This window comes from Marinagarivorans algicola, assembly GCF_001292705.1.
GTDB lineage: Bacteria > Pseudomonadota > Gammaproteobacteria > Pseudomonadales > Cellvibrionaceae > Marinagarivorans > Marinagarivorans algicola.
Genome location: NZ_LGAK01000021.1, coordinates 55379 through 72239, shown reverse-complemented (window position 1 = coordinate 72239; position 16861 = coordinate 55379). Strand labels below are relative to the sequence as shown.

Here is a 16861-nt window from a genome sequence, read left to right as displayed (position 1 = left end):
AATGCATCACTCTAGCACCACATCGGCCCATCACCTGCCCATTATTGCCGTCACCCCAGGCGAGCCGGCAGGGGTTGGGCCTGAACTTATTTGTCGCTATGCCGCCAGTGCGTCAACTCAGTCATTGCCAATTGTTGCCGTCGCCAGTAAAGCGTTACTCGCCCAAACAGCCAAACGCTTGAACTTGGATATTGCGCTGATTGATTATTGTATTGGTCAAGATATTCAAAGCATGCCGCCAGCTCAGGATCACCCCAAAGGCAACCCGTACCGAGTGCTTTATGTACTTGATGTGCCCTTGGGTACTACCGTAATACCGGGCCAGCTCGATGCGGCCAATGCCTCTTACGTGCTCAAAACACTCGAGATCGCAACCGACCTATGTCTTGAGGGCACCTTTGCAGGCCTTGTTACAGGGCCCATACAAAAAAGCATTATTAATGATGCCGGCGTCGCCTTTAGTGGCCATACCGAGTTTTTATGCGAGCGCAGCGGCCGTGAAAATGTTGTGATGATGCTAGCGACTAAAGGCTTGCGCGTGGCACTGATGACAACACACCTGCCGCTCAAAGATGTGCCTAGCGCTATTACCCCAGTACTCATCAGTCGCGTTGTGCGTATTTTAAATCACGATCTCATCACGCAATGGGGCATTGCTCACCCACAGATTTATGTGTGCGGGCTTAACCCTCATGCCGGTGAAGGCGGTCATATGGGGCGCGAAGAAATCGAGACGATTATTCCAGCGCTCGATGCTTTACGCCAAGAGGGTATCACCCTAACCGGCCCACTGCCTGCCGATACGCTTTTTACGCCTAAGCACCTAGCCAACGCCGATGCGGTTTTGGCGATGTATCATGACCAAGGCCTACCCGTCTTAAAATATAAAGGGTTTGGTCAAGCCGTCAATGTAACGCTGGGCCTCCCCTTTGTTCGCACCTCGGTAGATCATGGTACGGCTTTAGATCTTGCTGGCAAAGGTCTTGCTGATATGGGCAGCTTAAACACCGCTATGCACTACGCCACCGAAATGATACAAAACCGTCGCAACGCCGATTAAGCAAAGCGACTTTTTTCTATGCATGTTACTTTCCTATTTTTAGCTCTCTTTAATACTAAGGCCAAATGATCATGAGTTATAACGAAAAAAATCACCGCGCACGCAAGCGCTTTGGCCAAAATTTTCTGCATGATCAACGCGTTATTAGCCATATTGTGCGCTCTATTCGACCCAGCGCGACCGATAACATGGTCGAAATTGGTCCCGGTAAAGGCGCCATTACCAGCCTCATCTTAGATGTGTGCCCAAATCTTAATGTCGTGGAGCTCGATCGCGACCTTATCCCTATTTTACGTGAAAAATTTGGCCACCTTGAGCACTTTCATATCAATGAAGCTGATGCTTTAAAGTTTGACTTTGCGCAACTCGGGAGCGCTGAGCGACCACTGCGTATCGTCGGTAATTTGCCTTACAACATATCAACACCCCTGATATTCCACTTACTTAGCTATAGTGACAGGGTGCAAGATATGCACTTTATGCTGCAAAAAGAAGTGGTTGTGCGAATGGCCGCTAAAGAAAACGAAAACAACTACGGTCGCCTCAGTATCATGACGCAGTATTTGTGTGAAGTAGAACATCTTTTTGATGTAGGCCCAGAATGCTTTGACCCGCAACCTAAAGTGGACTCAGCCATTGTTAGATTAACACCTTATAAAACGCCGCCACATCCTGCTGACGATCATAAAACACTGGATTTAGTCGTGCGCACAGCCTTTAGTCAACGCCGTAAAACTTTGCGCAATACGCTCAAAACCTTACTCAGCAGTGAAGAGCTCGAGGCATTAAGTATCGACCCCTCTAAGCGCCCCGAAAACTTAGCACTTAGCACGTATGTTGCAATCGCTAACTACTTGTTTAATCAATCACCCCAGAGTCTCGCCGCGGGTGATAACAATGAGTGATCCTACCAGCGCAAAAGATGAGACTACCGCTTTAAGCCAAGCGGTCACAGTCAGCGTGCAAACCCGTTTTTTAGCCGAACAATCACAACCGCGCGCCAATCGCTTTGTGTATAGCTATGAAATAACCATCAGCAATAATAGTCTTGTCCCGGTGCAACTGCTCCACCGCCATTGGTTAATCACTGAAGAGGCTGACGCCCCTCACCCACCCACCACTCAAAAAGTAGACGGCCCAGGGGTGATTGGCCAACAACCGGTTATCCAACCCCAACAACACTATCGCTACGCCAGTGGCGCTGTCATCACTACCCCAATTGGCACAATGACAGGACACTACGACATGCAAACCCTCGAAGGACTGAGCTTTAAGGTGAGTATCCCAACGTTTGCGTTAATTCAAGCACATAAACTTCATTGAGTAGGCCGCATTATGACAGACTGGGCCATTGGTGATATTCAAGGCTGCGCTGACGCGTTTTTTAGGCTGTTAAAAAAAACAGCGTTTGACCCCAACCACGACACCCTTTGGGTAGCCGGTGATATGGTTAACCGAGGACACGACAACCTCAGCGTGTTGCGATACATTAAAGCACTCGGCCAACAAGCCCGTATTGTGTTAGGTAATCATGATCTACACCTGATTGCTGCGAGTGTCGGCGCACGTAAACTCACCCCTAAAGATACACTGCACGATGTGATTACAGCACCCGATTGCGACGAACTAGTCACATGGTTAAGGCAACAGCCTCTGATCCAGTGTGATGCGCAGTTTATGATGAGTCACGCTGGTATTCCGCATATTTGGACTGAAGCGCAAGCACTGTCGCTTGCCCAGTCAGTATCACAATCGTTACAATCAGACGAAACCTACCGCCACTTTTTATTTGATATGTACGGTAATGCACCCGATCAATGGCATGATACGCTGACAGGCACAGCGCGCCTCAGAGTCATCACAAATTACCTCACTCGCATGCGCTTTATTAACGCTAATGGCAATCTAGACTTTACCGCAAAAGAAGACCCCAATAATGGACCTGCTGGCTATACACCTTGGTTTGAGCAGCCCACACAAACAAAACGCCAACTCATTTTTGGTCACTGGGCCGGCTTAGAGGGGCGCTGCCCGACGCCCAATATGCACGCCTTAGATACCGGCTGTGTTTGGGGTGGCCAGTTGACCATGCTGAATCTCGACACCCTTGAGCGTACCTGTGTTGACGCCTCGCGATAGTGAAGACCTAAAAAGCTAGGTGATTTTGACAGGTCGCATTCACCGTCGACCTCATAGGGCAATCTAAGCGCCACTTAGCGGTTTTTTCTTCCAATCATGCACTCTTTTACGTCAAAGCGCTGGCTTTTTTTATGAGAAACGCTAAAGTTGAGTTCGTTGAGACTTCAGACGAGAGTTACCGCTATGCATCACCCTATTTTTTTTATTGACCGCCGCAAAGGCACTGACCGCCGAGAAGACGCCGACCCCTGTGGCAATATGGATATTGACTTATTTCATCGCAAACGTCGCAAAAGTAAAGACAGGCGCGATAATAATCGTTCATTAAGCGATGATTATTATGCTTATATGCAAAAAGCCCTTTCGGGTAACGACAAAAAGAAACCCGATACCACTAAGCATTTTGAATAACACGCGCTGCCAATAGCAAGTGCTTGGAGTGATCCGCATCAAACCAAACCCTCTACACGATGTAGAGTCTCTTTTTTACCTTTCAACGATAAAAAGCAACACTGGAGCCCCCCAAAAAAATAACGCCATGATTTTATCGGCTCGCGACAGCCCTCCTCTCTGTTGCCGCGAGCCACCCTAAAGCTTACACGGCGTGTGACAATCGCTATTCATTCCACTCTTTTACGCCCAACGAACGTTCAGCGCACAATATTCATCATTAGTCACTGAAGCTTATAGACAATGTAATTATTCAGCCGAACCCAAAAAACCTCTTAACAAGGTGTTAATGGGTTATTTACTGAGCATTTAAGCGCCGGGAGCGCTTAAATAGTGACCATAGATGGCTTGAGCGATCCAGGCAATGATTCATCAGTGCCCAATTCAGCACCTTTAAAAGCTACTAAAGCATACGTTTTTACTCGGCGCGCTGTAGTGATTTCAAAAAATAGGGTAAAAGCAGTAAACTAAAGATAGCGAGTACGGCTCACCACAGCAGAATTTACAAACCACTGAATTACACCTAGAATATCTTGCTTCACAGGCAGCCTTGGCTGCCTTTTTGTTTTTTGGTCGCATTATTAAAAAGCCCATATACAGCCGATTAAATGATATGACATCAAGCACGGGTACCTCACATGAGCTTAATGAACACTTACGGCGAGCGCGCAATAACACTAACCAAAGGTGATGGCGCCTATGTATGGGATGATCAGGGCAGGCGCTACCTCGACGGCTTATCGGGCATTGCCGTTTGCGGATTGGGGCATTGCCACCATGCCGTTTCCCAAGCCATTAACGAGCAAGCCAATGCATTGGTTCATGTATCTAATCTTTACCTAGTCAAGCCGCAAGTGGAATTGGCCCAGCGCTTAGTTGATGTAGCAGGTATGGACTGCGTATTCTTTTCAAACTCCGGCGCCGAAGCTAACGAAGCCGCGATCAAAATCGCGCGTAAGTATGGCAACGACAAAGGTATTAGCGCACCGCATATTATTACTGCACATAGCAGTTTTCACGGTCGCACAATGGCCACACTAACAGCTACCGGCAACGACAAGATTAAAGCCGGCTTCACTCCGCTAATAGACGGCTTTAGCCATGTTCCCTTTGATGATATCGCCGCGATCAAAGCCGCAGCAACAGCCAATACCGTTGCCGTCATGATGGAACCTATTCAAGGTGAGGGCGGTGTTCACGTCCCCCATGATAACTATTTAACATCACTCAGAGCCCTCTGTGATGAAAATAACTGGCTGCTTATTTTAGATGAAATTCAAACAGGCAATGGGCGAACAGGTAGTTATTTTGCTTATCAGCAGCGCGGTATCTTACCCGATGTAGTAACCACAGCAAAAGGCTTAGCCAACGGTATGCCCTTAGGGGCTTGCTTGGCTCGTGGCATAGCCGCCACCGTTTTACAGCCGGGCCATCACGGATCAACGTTTGGCGGTAATCCAGTAGCTTGTGCTGCTGCATGCGCCACTGTGAATACTATTCTCACCGAAGACCTTTGTCACAAAGCGGGTGAGTTAGGCCGCTATTTTATTGCACGTTTTCGCGATGCGCTTAGCAATAACCCTCATGTGGTTGATATTCGCGGCCAAGGCTTAATGCTGGGTATTGAGCTCGATACTCCTTGCGCCGATATCGTCACCAAAGCCATGCAACAACAACTACTACTCAACGTTACTGCGGGCAATACGATTCGCTTGCTTCCCCCACTGATTCTGAATAAGGCGCAAGCAGACGACATCATCACTCTCGTCGTCCAACTTATTCATGACTTTTATGCCTAGGATATCAACATGAGCATTCGCCACTTTTTATCGCTGACCGATCTATCTCCTCAAGAGCTAGAACACGTTATTCATACCGCCATCATGCTCAAAAAAGCGCACCACGAAGGCCAAATTAATAAACAGCTCGAGCAAAAAGTACTCGGCATGGTTTTTGAAAAGTCATCAACGCGCACACGTGTATCGTTTGAAGCTGGTATGACGCAGCTCGGGGGCGCCGCCTTGTTTTTGTCTTCGCGCGATACTCAGCTCGGCCGAGGCGAGCCCATAGAAGACTCAGCGCGTGTTTTATCGCGTATGGTCGATATTATTATGATACGCACCTTTGGTCACGACATTGTTGAGCGCTTTGCTCAACACTCACAAGTACCAGTCATTAACGCATTGACCGACACTTACCATCCCTGCCAATTACTGGCTGACATCCAAGCGTATGTTGAGCATCGCGGCTCACCTAAAGGTAAAAAAGTCGCGTGGATTGGTGATGGCAATAACATGTGTCACTCCTATATCAATGCCGCGGCGCTGTGTGATTTTCAGCTTTCAATCGCCTGTCCTAAAGGCTTTGAGCCTGATGCGCAATTGGTTGAGCAACACCAAGGACGCATCAGTATTACGCACAACCCAATCGAGGCCGTCAAAGGCGCTGACTGGGTCGCCACTGACGTGTGGGCTAGCATGGGTCAAGAAGAAGAACAAAAAGCCCGCGAACAACAGTTTGCCGACTTTCAAGTCAATCACGCACTCATGGCGCACGCCAATCACAATGCCGTATTTATGCATTGCCTGCCAGCCCATCGCGGCGAAGAAGTGAGTGCTGAACTACTAGAAGATAAAAATATTTCCATTGTATGGGATGAAGCCGAAAATAGACTCCACGCACAAAAAGCATTGATGTTATTTTTACTGGGCAAGCTATAAACATCGGCACATTGACTATTTATATGGAAAGCGCGTACAGCAGCGCTCGCTCCTATCTTAACGGCCAAAGAGCAAGCCCGTTTTTTGATCGTTCACAAAAGAGAGTTAACTATGGGCGCAACACTTACACTGAACAATGTCACCTGTCACTACCCTACTCGCACTCTGACATCGCACACCGACAGTACAGCCGCCCATGCCGTAGTTAATGCACTCTCGCTATCACTCGCCGATGGTGAAATAGGCTCGCTATTAGGCGCAAGCGGCTGCGGTAAAACGACGGTGTTGCGTAGTATTGCAGGCTTTCATGCCATTAGTGAGGGTGATATTACACTCGGTACGCACATGCTCTCTAGCGCACATGTGCACCTAGCACCTGAAAAACGCAGCGTCGGCATGGTGTTTCAGGACTATGCCCTATTCCCTCATTTAACCGTCGCCCAAAATATTCTTTTTGGTCTTAAAGGGCATGCACATAGCACACCGGCTGACACCTGCCTTGAGTTACTGCGCCTAGTAAAGCTTACCGGTTTAGAACACCGCTACCCCAATGAGCTCTCGGGTGGGCAGCAACAACGCGTGGCCCTTGCTCGCGCACTGGCGCCGAGCCCCAAGCTACTGCTACTCGATGAACCGCTATCTAACTTAGATACCGAGTTAAGGCGCGGCCTAGCACTCGAGCTCAGAGACATTTTAAAAACTCGAAAAACCAGTGCACTGATGGTGACACACGACCAACAAGAGGCCTTCGCTTTTGCTGATAAGTTAGGCATAGTCAATCAAGGACGTATCGAACAGTGGGATACGCCCTATAATATTTATCACAAGCCTGCAACACGCTATGTGGCAAAGTTTGTTGGCCAAGGTGTTTTATTACCTGGTTTTGCAAGGTCAGGGGATAGTATCGAATGCGAATTAGGCCTACTCAAAAACCATCAACCCCACCACTGGGCAGAAAATACCGCGCTCGACGTGCTACTCAGGCCCGACGATATTATCGAAGATGGTCATAGCCCCTACCGAGCAATCATCAGTCATAAACTGTTTGCAGGTACCTCGACAATTTATAGCTTAAAGCTGCCAACAGGTGCTGAGCTATCAACGGCACTGCCGAGTCACGACGACTTTGAGGTAGGGCGCGAAATAGGAATACGGGTGGCTGCTGATCATTTGATTGCTTTCCCCTCGCAAATAGACATAATCACTTAGTCAAGGAAGCTAAGTGCTTTTGCTGGTCGCGCGCGGCATGAAGCGCCACTATAAAACCAAGCGAATACCTAAACTATCACGCACTGCTTTTTCACTGTTTACTAAGTCGAGCAGCTGCTCTTCGCTCAACGGTTTAGAATAATAAAAGCCTTGAACCTGCATACAGCCGCGCGCCAACAACCAATGCGCTTGATCCAACTGCTCCACCCCTTCAGCGAGCACTTCCAATTTCAAATTATGCGCCAAATCAATAATCGATTTGGCAATCGCTGCATCCTCGCCATCTTCATTAATATCATTGACAAAACTGCGATCAATTTTTAGCTTGTTGATCGGAAATCGCCTTAAATAAGCCAACGATGAATAGCCCGTACCAAAATCATCAATCGCCAACGATAAGCCCAACTGATTCAAGCAATTCAACATATTAATAGCCTCTTCTGCATTTTCCATGGCTGAACTTTCAGTAATTTCTAACTCCAGATATTGCGGTGCGAGATGAGTATGCGTGAGTGCTTTGACGACAGTTTGCTCAAAGCGCTCCATGCGAAATTGTTTTGCCGATAAATTAACTGCTATTTTACCAAAATTAAGCCCTGCCATTAGCCAAGCTTGAAAGCGCTCACAAGCATGATTCAGTACCCACTCGCCCAATGCCCCAATCAGACCTGTATCTTCAGCCAAAGGGATAAAGTCCATCGGTGATATCATGCCACGCTCTTTATGCTGCCAGCGCACCAATGCCTCAAGACCAATAATTCTTCCTGTGCGGATATCAATTTGAGGCTGGTAATGCAGATGCATTTCTTGCTGAATAATAGCGCGCCTCAGTTCGTTCTCCAGTAGCAATGAATCGACCAAACTCGACTGCATATCATTTAAAAAGAATTCATAGCGATTTTTACCGGCGCACTTTGCTCTGTACATGGCAATATCAGCATGCTTTAACAGGGCATCAATTGAGTCACCATCTCGCGGGTAAAAGCATATGCCAATGCTCGCGGTAGAGGTTATTTCATGGCCTCGCAACGAGACAGGCAGTGCTAATTTTTGCAGTATTCTGGTGGCTATTTGTTCAACATTGGCAACACTGTGTACTCGCTCAAGTACCACCACAAACTCATCGCCACCTAGGCGCGCCACAGAATCGGTATCTCTTAATTCTTCGCTGAGAATATTAGCCACCATCTTCAGCAGTACATCACCAGCATCGTGCCCTAAACTATCATTGATATTTTTGAAACGATCAATATCCACCAGCAATAAAGCAAAATTATCGTCCTCGTGCTGAGCACGCGTAAGAACCTTGGAAATTTGATCATAAAAAAGTGCGCGGTTTGCGAGCCCTGTCAGCGGGTCATGGTAAATCATATAATCTAAACGCGATTGATGATCTAACAGTGCATGCTTAGCCTGATAATGCGCGGTAACATCTACCCCTACCACGATGTGCCATGGCTGCTCACCAGTTAAAAAGCGCCTGAGTTTAACCACATGGTAAGTGTGCATGACTTTATCTTTATGCTTAATGCAGATATCCACGCCTTGTGCCTGCTCGTAATCATCACTCACGACTAAGTCATCAATACGCTCACTTAAACCAACAGGAAAAAGAGCATCAAAGTTTTTTTGATGCTTATAGGCTGCATTGACTCCTTCAAAATACGCAAAGCGACTATTCGCATATTCCAACGTATGACGTTGATTAAGAACACACACAAATATCGGTAAGTCAGTTAATAGGCCGGTCAATAATGTGGATAAATCATCATTGCGCTTAAGCCCATGACCGACAAGCTCATCATGTAAAATGCGCCCTGATGCAGACTCAGGGATACTTAAGCGATCGGCGTCAAGCGTTAAGTGCGAAGCATCCGGGCCTCTTAGCGGCGCATCGACTGAAGTCACTTTGGTGTCTTGTTCCTCACGCGCACCACCAGCAATAGCTTGTACGCCTTTGACGATAGGAGAAACTTTGCCTAACGTAAAAGGCCCGCGCGACTCACCAGGACGATGGGCATTCTTATGATGGGTATCCGCACCTGTCTTGTGCGTTTTTTTAGGCGGTTTAGTCATGAAAGACCCAAATCATTTTTAAATGGCGATAATCAACCTCCTAATCATAGGTCACCATACAAGCACTGATTCAAAGATCAGACAAGCGGTGACACCGAGATCATGAAGCTCTATACGCCAATCACACGGTGTTTATGTTTCTGGCTAGCGCGGACGCAACTATTCAGCCGAGCTGAAAAAAATCATCTGATAAGGGTGCTGATGGATTGTTTTCTGGGTATTTAAGCACTCAGCTCCTTTTGATGCTATTTGAGGACAAGGTCGTAGATACCGCACAGGTGTATAGCCATCGCCAACGAATCACCATGATGAACGCGCGCAAATACAGACAAAAAGTTGCCAAATACACATGAATACCGTAAAAGACTCGCCCATCATCATAGAACAGCGATCACGCCGCTATAAAGGAGCATCCATGGACAACCTTCCGCCACTGAGCACCGCTTACCAACAACGATTTGGAGGCGTTGCGCGCCTGTATGGCCAAGAAGCTCTCACCCAATTAGCCAACGCACATATGACCATCGTTGGGTTAGGCGGCGTCGGATCTTGGGTGGCAGAAGCTTTAGCGCGCAGTGCCGTTGGCACATTAACATTGATTGAGCTTGATGATATTTGCATCACCAATAGCAATCGTCAGCTGCATGCATTAGCGTCTACGCTCGGCCAACAAAAAAATGCCGTATTGTGCGCACGCCTAAAAGACATCAATCCCGAAATCACCGTGCACTCGCATGAAGATTTTTTAACACCTAAGAACCTTAACCAACTCATCACCTGTGAGCATCATATTATTATTGATGCTATCGATTCGGCCAATGTTAAGGCAGCCTTAGCGGCACATTGTATCTATCGTAAGCAACGACTGATTATGACTGGCTCGTCTGGTGGCAAAATAGATCCCGCGCAAATTGCGGTAAATGATTTAGGTCGCACCATCTCCGACCCCTTATTGGCTAAAGTGCGCAACATGTTACATCGACACTACAATTTTGAGCGCAATACAAAAAGGAAATTTCGGGTCGATGCGGTGTATTCACGTGAACAGATGCGCTACCCACAACAAGATGGTAGCGTATGCCAGAATAAAAAGGGCATGAGTGAAGGGGTAAAACTCGATTGTGCCGGCGGGTTTGGCTCTGCCACCATGTTAACAGGCAGCTTTGGTTTTATGGCCGCTAGTCAAGCGATTACACGCTATTTACAAGACTGCCATGCCGCTAAGCACTCTCCAAGTGGCCAATAAAAGCGCCCTACACACCTACAGTGTTGCTTGTGGCACCGCCTGACCGGATAAAAGCCCAATAAAGTGCGTGCGTATCATAGGGTTCAGCTCCAGCGCTAAAAAACCTAAAGTTCTACCCAGCTGAACCGGTAATGGCGCACCCGTAAATAGCCGATGAAAACTATGACTCAGCCCAACGGTATAATACTGGTCTGCGGCCTGCTCGCGCTCATACTGACCCAGCACATCTAGACTACCCAAATATTGGCCTTGCTCGGCAGACGCTTTTAACACCGCCGTCAACCTTAATGCATCACGTACTGATAAGTTAAAACCTTGGCCTGCCACTGGGTGTAAAAAGTGCGCCGCATTGCCCATCAGTACAACATGTTGGCGCACCTGCTCGTCGGCTAATACTCGACGTAACGGATAAAAAGCCGGATCACTCATGGCACTGAAATGGCCTAACCTAAATCCAAATTGCCGCTGTAATTGCACCAATCTATCAGCCGGGCTCATAGTTTGATAATGGTGCCAGTGTGCGCTCGGGCACGTCCATACCAACGTGCTTTCAACGGCATTAGCATGACCGCCAAGAGGCAGTAAAGCCATTGGGCCTCGTGCGGTAAAGCGCTCGTAGGCCGTTAATTCATGCGCTTGAGTATGGCGCACATTAGCGACTATGGCGTGCTGCTGGTAATCATCAACCCGAGCCGTAATACCCAGTTGCCCCCTCAGTTGTGAATCAGCGCCATCGGCAATAATTACTAAATCGGCACAATAAGTCGAGTGATCACTCAGCGTCAATAACGCACCGCTTGCACAGATATTGACGGCCGTCACTTCACACTCATGTGTTTTGAGCCTGTTCGCCTGCCTTAAAGCACGCATCAACACCGGCCCTAAGCCAGCATTTTGCACCACATACCCTAAAGGCTCACCCGCATTATCACAACGATCAAATAACCCTTGCCCTGCATGCCCTTTATCTGAAATATGAATATTATGTATAGGCGTAGCGTGTGGGAGCAATTGCGACCATAGCCCCAGCTGTTTAAAACACCGCTGTGTCGTAGGTGCAATAGCGGTAGAGCGACCGTCAAAACTAGGCCTCGCTGATGGGGCTTGCTCATCGTTTTGAGTGCTCCCTCCCGCTAAACGATCAAATAATTGAATCGTGGCATGCGGTAAATAACGCGACAGTAGCAATGCCGTGACAGCACCTACCATGCCGCCTCCAACAATAGCAATCTTTTGACCTTGAGAAATAGCAGATATTGGCATAACGACACCTTGCAATAGAGATCATTATCATACGACACTCAACATTGAATTTCCGCTTTGAGTAATGTTATTTTATCACTTTGACGTTGCAGCAACTCGCCAGTACTGATGACACCACATGCGCCCCAAGATCCGGTGGATAAATACCCATGCACAATGAATATTCGGTACCCGCCGCGATAAAGCCTATTTCTATTTTATGGCTACACAATCATCTTTTATGATCAAAAAAACATCATACACGGTTATTCGATAACCACCCGAGCTCATAGGTAATACTCAGTCCTCAGAAAAGGTCGCACAATGCAACATTTTTTATGCAAAGACGACCTTTTAGGGACATACTTGCACCATAGGTGCCGGTGTTCAGCCGCTCGCAACCATTCAACGCAATCTCACTCTACCGTTAACCTTGCAGATTGACCTTAAGGATACTCAATGACCAACAATTTACGCGGATTCGAACTACTCGCGGATGTACGCAATAATAAAGGCACAGCTTTTTCACATGAAGAGCGCGAAACTTTAGGTTTGCGCGGCCTATTACCACCGGCAGTACTCGATCTCGACGATCATAAGGTCAGAGCTCTGGCTAATATCCGACGTAAAGATAGTGATATTGAACGCTATGTATTTATGCATTCGCTCTTGTGCCGCAACGAAACGCTTTTTTATCGACTCGTCATTGATCATATTGAAGAGATCATGCCCATCATCTATACACCGACGGTAGGGCAAGCCTGTCGCGAATTCGCTCATATTTTTAGGCAACCTCGCGGTTTTTATATTACCCCCAACGATAAAGGTGATATACGCACGATATTGAATAATTGGCCAGAAAAAGATATTCGCATCATCGTTATCACCGACGGCGAGCGCATTTTGGGATTGGGGGATTTGGGCACTAACGGCATGGGTATTCCTATTGGAAAACTAGCGCTTTATACCGCCTGTGCCGGTATTTCACCGGCACAATGCTTACCCGTGATGCTCGATGTTGGCACCAATAACCAAACCTTACGCGAAGACCCTCTTTATTTAGGAACACCCATCCCGCGTATTCGAGGTGAAGACTACACCCAGCTAGTGGATGAATTTGTACAAGCCGTACAAGATGCCTACCCCAAAGCCCTCATCCAATTCGAAGACTTTTTGACGCCCAACGCCTATACATTACTTAATACCTATCGCGATAAAATACTGTGTTTTAACGATGATATTCAAGGTACCGCTGCTGTCGCGCTAGCAGGTGTCTATGCCAGCTGCATGAAAACAGGCAAAGCCTTCAAAGATTTAACGGTCATGTTTTTAGGGGCAGGCTCAGCCGCAACCGGTATTGCTGACTTACTCAAAGTGGCCTTCATGCGCGAAGGGTGCAGCGAACAAGAGGCACTCGAAAAACTATGGTTTGTCGATGTGGGAGGCTTGGTTGTTGCTGGGCGCGATGACTTAATGGAGCATAACCGCCCTTACGCGCATCAACATGAGGGTCTACACTTTATCGAGGCCATTGATACGATTCAGCCCGATGTTTTGATTGGCGCTACAGGTTGCCCCGGCACGTTTGACCAACGCGTGATTCGCAAAATGTGCGACCACAACCCGCACCCTGTTATCTTTGCACTTTCAAACCCTACATCACAAGCTGAATGTACCGCCGAACAAGCATATGCATGGAGTGACGGTAAAGCAATATTTGCCAGTGGCAGCCCCTTTGATGCAGTAGAGTACGAAGGAAAAATAATTCAACCCGGTCAAGGAAACAACGCTTATATCTTCCCCGGTATTGGCTTAGGTGCCATCACCGCAGAAGCCACTCTGATTAGCGATGATATGTTTTTAGCGGCAGCTAAAACCTTAGCCCATTGCGTCAATGAAGAGGAGTTCGAATTAGGTATGGTGTATCCAAAGCTTACACGTATTCGTGATGTTTCCTTAAAGATTGCAGTGGCCGTCGCACAAACAGCTTTTGAGCAAGCACTAACCACACTCAAACGTCCATTAGACTTACAGGCTTATGTGGCAAGCCACATGTACGACCCAAAGTACATTTAGACCTTAATCCACCCAAAAATACTATCTATGTGAGCCGTTCATGAAACACGTTAAGTGCCAATACTACTCAAGCAGTAATGTATGAGCTATGATGGCAATACGCAATGTTAGGCGTCAAAAGGATACCTAACATTCCCTTAAATACTTTTTTGGTCAATAAGGCAATTGAATGACGGTTAAAATCCCAGGCTATACAATCAGCAAAACTCTGGGAAAGGGCGGGATGGCAACCGTTTACTTAGCCGTACAAGAAATTTTTGAGCGCAAAGTTGCGCTCAAAATCATGTCGCGTGCACTCAACGAAGACCCAGCTTTTGGTCAGCGCTTTATGCGTGAAGCCCAAATTGTGAGTAAGTTAATTCACCCGAATATTGTCACGGTTTACGATGTTGGTCTTTTTGAAGGTAGCTATTACCTGTCGATGGAATACATCGACGGTGAGGATCTTAAACACTGCCGCAAGCAACTGACTTTCCAAGAAAAAATACGCGCAGTCAAAGATATCGCCAGTGCCCTAGATACTTCGGGAGCTAAAGGGTATGTACATCGCGATATTAAACCCGAAAACATTATGATCGAAGCGGCAACCAAACGCGCCGTTTTAATGGATTTTGGCATTGCCCGTGCCAGCGAAGCCGATATCAGCGTTACCCAAGCCGGTACCGCAATAGGTACACCTCATTATATGAGCCCAGAGCAAGCCAAAGGGCTCGATGTTGATCCGCGTGCCGACCTCTATAGCCTCGGGGTTGTCTTATTTTATTTGACCGCAGGCTACGTGCCCTTCGAGGGAGATTCTGCCGTGGCTATTGGTATTCGGCATATTACCGAAGCCATTCCCGAGCTACCCGCCTACCTGCGAGAAATGCAATGGCTAATCGATAAATCAATGGCCAAAGACCCCGATGATCGCTTTCAAAGTGGTGCCGAGTTTATTGCGGCCCTTGACGAACTGGATGTGACCTTACTAGCGGATAATATGCACCGCGAAAGCGATCACTCGGAACCTGTCGATTTTGACACGCCAACACTGGTCGGTGAGCAGCCTCTCCACCAGTATGGCGACGGGATTCATGAAGAAGAGCCCGAAAACTTTACCTTATCATTTCACTCGCAAGAGCCGCCAACTATTGTGGATATAAAGTGGCCTATGTATGCTGCCGGCGCTTGTGTCACCTTACTGGTTTCAATCGGGCTCTACTTGGTAAGCACTTATGAGCCCAGTAGTATTGAGGCTCAATCCTCGCTGGGTCAGCCGCAAAACCTGCAAAGCTCACGATCTAACCTTAAAGCTGACAAGCCGCTATCAGCCGAACAACAACAAGCACTGCGCAGTATTCAGCAACGTATTACTCATGCAAAAAGCAGCTACCATCACGAGAAATCTGAGCACCATTTAACCCAATTAGTTGAGCTGTACCGTCAAGTATTATCGATTGAGCCTAACAATAGCGACACTCAATATATACTTAATGCCCTAGCAGACGAGCAGATAAACCGCATTATGCCTTTGTTTAATCAGGGTAAATTCAAAGAGGCTCAGCGTCAGCTGGCACTGGTTGTCTCGCTGTTTCCTCGCTATACGACAGCAATGCTAAACAATATACGCAGCCAAATGACCCTTCGCAGCCAAATCGAGTCACTGCAGCAAAAGGCCCAGCAATATTGGATACGCAAACAACTCGTCGAACCCAACGAGCACAATGCCGCCGCGAGCTACCAAGCAATACTGGCCATTGCACCTGAATTTAAGCCTGCTCATGACGGTCTCTCGCGCATTGCCCAATCGCTAACACAAAGTGCACGCAATGCTTTAGACGCGCAAGACATTAAAAATGCGCGCCGTTTTATGTATTTGGCGCTCTCGGTATTACCTTTTTATCAGCCAGCTTTAAACCTAGAGGCGCAGCTGTTTAATCAAAGTGCCCACGCCGAGAAAATTCAAGCACTGCTTAAAAAAGCCGAACGCTATCAACAACATGGAGCTATCTATAGCCCTAAAGCCCAAAATGCCTATGCTGTATTATCTCGCCTGTTAATCCTTGATCCAGACAACACATCCGCAGTGCAACAACGCAACCAGTTAAGCGCTGTATTTAAAGCTCATTTGCTCTCACTTATTCAACAAGGGCACTATGGCCAGGCACAAAGAGCAGCCAGCGAAGCACAGCAAGAGCACTCTCGCGATAAAGCAATACAAACCGTTGCACACGATATAGAACAGATTATTCAAGAGCATCAAACTGCTAACCGCCCTAAAATTATTAATATCAGAGCCTCAGGGGCACCCAAGCCTCGCCTCGACCGCAAACAACCACGCAGTATTGCCGTGGCCGACAAATTATTTTTTAGATTTGAATATCTCAATTTTGCCCCCGAGCAAATGCAACTACACGCCCAGTTAATTGATGAGACAAACAACCTAACGCTTGGCCACAAAGTATTATTTATTACTGGTCCTAAAGGCGAATATGAGTTTTTACTCGACCTAAGCCGCGCAGGCATTAAGGCGGGTCGCTACCGCATCGATATTCATAAAACACACTCAAGTCCAGCCTTAGGATCACTACACTTTAAAGTGAGTTAAGTCATAGGGATACCAATATCCCCGAATACAACATTTTACTGGCTCTAGCTTCTCAG

General features: G+C 47.4%; 13 protein-coding genes. 11 read left to right on the top strand and 2 right to left on the bottom strand.

Features of this window, described 5'->3' with window-relative positions; translation table 11 throughout:
- Position 1: 1 nt before the first annotated feature.
- The 8 genes from pdxA to AC438_RS08900 all read left to right on the top strand — a co-directional run bounded on the left by pdxA (position 2) and on the right by AC438_RS08900 (position 7578).
- Positions 2-1060, top strand: coding sequence for a 4-hydroxythreonine-4-phosphate dehydrogenase PdxA (gene pdxA / locus AC438_RS08935; RefSeq protein WP_053980910.1), 1059 nt, complete (start codon positions 2-4; stop codon positions 1058-1060).
- Between the two features lie 71 nt (positions 1061-1131).
- A complete protein-coding gene (gene rsmA / locus AC438_RS08930) occupies positions 1132-1965 on the top strand; it encodes a 16S rRNA (adenine(1518)-N(6)/adenine(1519)-N(6))-dimethyltransferase RsmA (protein ID WP_053980909.1) in 834 nt (277 codons plus the stop codon).
- The gene (gene apaG, locus AC438_RS08925; RefSeq protein ID WP_053980908.1) at positions 1958-2383 is read left to right on the top strand and encodes a Co2+/Mg2+ efflux protein ApaG; all 426 of its coding nucleotides are present in this window, start codon (positions 1958-1960) and stop codon (positions 2381-2383) included. The genes rsmA and apaG overlap by 8 nt, the downstream gene beginning before the upstream one ends.
- Before the next feature lie 12 nt (positions 2384-2395).
- Complete coding sequence (locus AC438_RS08920; protein ID WP_053980907.1) at positions 2396-3199, top strand: symmetrical bis(5'-nucleosyl)-tetraphosphatase; 804 nt, start codon at positions 2396-2398, stop codon at positions 3197-3199.
- A 183-nt stretch (positions 3200-3382) separates the two neighbouring features.
- Positions 3383-3610 carry a hypothetical protein gene (locus AC438_RS08915; RefSeq protein WP_053980906.1) on the top strand — a complete coding sequence of 76 codons (228 nt, stop codon included), beginning with the start codon at positions 3383-3385 and terminating at the stop codon, positions 3608-3610.
- A gap of 677 nt (positions 3611-4287) precedes the next feature.
- Positions 4288-5448: an acetylornithine transaminase gene (locus AC438_RS08910; protein WP_053980905.1), complete on the top strand. Its 1161-nt coding sequence runs from the start codon at positions 4288-4290 to the stop codon at positions 5446-5448.
- A gap of 9 nt (positions 5449-5457) precedes the next feature.
- Positions 5458-6369, top strand: coding sequence for an ornithine carbamoyltransferase (gene argF, locus AC438_RS08905; protein WP_053980904.1), 912 nt, complete (start codon positions 5458-5460; stop codon positions 6367-6369).
- Between the two features lie 111 nt (positions 6370-6480).
- The gene (locus AC438_RS08900; RefSeq protein WP_082354050.1) at positions 6481-7578 is read left to right on the top strand and encodes an ABC transporter ATP-binding protein; all 1098 of its coding nucleotides are present in this window, start codon (positions 6481-6483) and stop codon (positions 7576-7578) included.
- A 48-nt stretch (positions 7579-7626) separates the two neighbouring features.
- Here the strand turns inward: AC438_RS08900 and AC438_RS08895 are convergent, their stop codons facing one another.
- Positions 7627-9654, bottom strand: a complete 2028-nt coding sequence (locus AC438_RS08895; RefSeq protein WP_053980903.1) for a putative bifunctional diguanylate cyclase/phosphodiesterase — start codon at positions 9652-9654, stop codon at positions 7627-7629.
- Between the two features lie 415 nt (positions 9655-10069).
- On the opposite strand from AC438_RS08895, the gene tcdA reads away from it, so the two are divergent.
- Positions 10070-10900, top strand: a complete 831-nt coding sequence (gene tcdA, locus AC438_RS08890) for a tRNA cyclic N6-threonylcarbamoyladenosine(37) synthase TcdA (protein WP_053980902.1) — start codon at positions 10070-10072, stop codon at positions 10898-10900.
- A gap of 15 nt (positions 10901-10915) precedes the next feature.
- Here the strand turns inward: tcdA and AC438_RS08885 are convergent, their stop codons facing one another.
- The gene (locus AC438_RS08885; RefSeq protein ID WP_053980901.1) at positions 10916-12163 is read right to left on the bottom strand and encodes an FAD-dependent monooxygenase; all 1248 of its coding nucleotides are present in this window, start codon (positions 12161-12163) and stop codon (positions 10916-10918) included.
- A 438-nt stretch (positions 12164-12601) separates the two neighbouring features.
- On the opposite strand from AC438_RS08885, the gene AC438_RS08880 reads away from it, so the two are divergent.
- Together AC438_RS08880 and AC438_RS08875 are read left to right on the top strand one after the other, a co-directional pair.
- On the top strand, positions 12602-14218 hold the full coding sequence (locus AC438_RS08880; RefSeq protein WP_053980900.1) for an NAD-dependent malic enzyme: 1617 nt from the start codon (positions 12602-12604) through the stop codon (positions 14216-14218).
- 169 nt (positions 14219-14387) lie between these two features.
- On the top strand, positions 14388-16805 hold the full coding sequence (locus AC438_RS08875; RefSeq protein ID WP_053980899.1) for a serine/threonine-protein kinase: 2418 nt from the start codon (positions 14388-14390) through the stop codon (positions 16803-16805).
- Positions 16806-16861 lie beyond the last annotated feature (56 nt).

What these genes read in the sequence shown, in the direction of transcription:
- AC438_RS08895 (WP_053980903.1), bottom strand. Translation starts at nt 9,654, where the DNA reads ATGACTAAACCGCCTAAAAAAACGCACAAGACAGGTGCGGATACCCAT.
- pdxA (WP_053980910.1), top strand. Translation starts at nt 2, where the DNA reads ATGCATCACTCTAGCACCACATCGGCCCATCACCTGCCCATTATTGCC.
- AC438_RS08900 (WP_082354050.1), top strand. Translation starts at nt 6,481, where the DNA reads ATGGGCGCAACACTTACACTGAACAATGTCACCTGTCACTACCCTACT.
- argF (WP_053980904.1), top strand. Translation starts at nt 5,458, where the DNA reads ATGAGCATTCGCCACTTTTTATCGCTGACCGATCTATCTCCTCAAGAG.
- AC438_RS08915 (WP_053980906.1), top strand. Translation starts at nt 3,383, where the DNA reads ATGCATCACCCTATTTTTTTTATTGACCGCCGCAAAGGCACTGACCGC.
- tcdA (WP_053980902.1), top strand. Translation starts at nt 10,070, where the DNA reads ATGGACAACCTTCCGCCACTGAGCACCGCTTACCAACAACGATTTGGA.
- AC438_RS08920 (WP_053980907.1), top strand. Translation starts at nt 2,396, where the DNA reads ATGACAGACTGGGCCATTGGTGATATTCAAGGCTGCGCTGACGCGTTT.
- AC438_RS08910 (WP_053980905.1), top strand. Translation starts at nt 4,288, where the DNA reads ATGAGCTTAATGAACACTTACGGCGAGCGCGCAATAACACTAACCAAA.
- AC438_RS08875 (WP_053980899.1), top strand. Translation starts at nt 14,388, where the DNA reads ATGACGGTTAAAATCCCAGGCTATACAATCAGCAAAACTCTGGGAAAG.
- apaG (WP_053980908.1), top strand. Translation starts at nt 1,958, where the DNA reads ATGAGTGATCCTACCAGCGCAAAAGATGAGACTACCGCTTTAAGCCAA.
- AC438_RS08885 (WP_053980901.1), bottom strand. Translation starts at nt 12,163, where the DNA reads ATGCCAATATCTGCTATTTCTCAAGGTCAAAAGATTGCTATTGTTGGA.
- rsmA (WP_053980909.1), top strand. Translation starts at nt 1,132, where the DNA reads ATGAGTTATAACGAAAAAAATCACCGCGCACGCAAGCGCTTTGGCCAA.
- AC438_RS08880 (WP_053980900.1), top strand. Translation starts at nt 12,602, where the DNA reads ATGACCAACAATTTACGCGGATTCGAACTACTCGCGGATGTACGCAAT.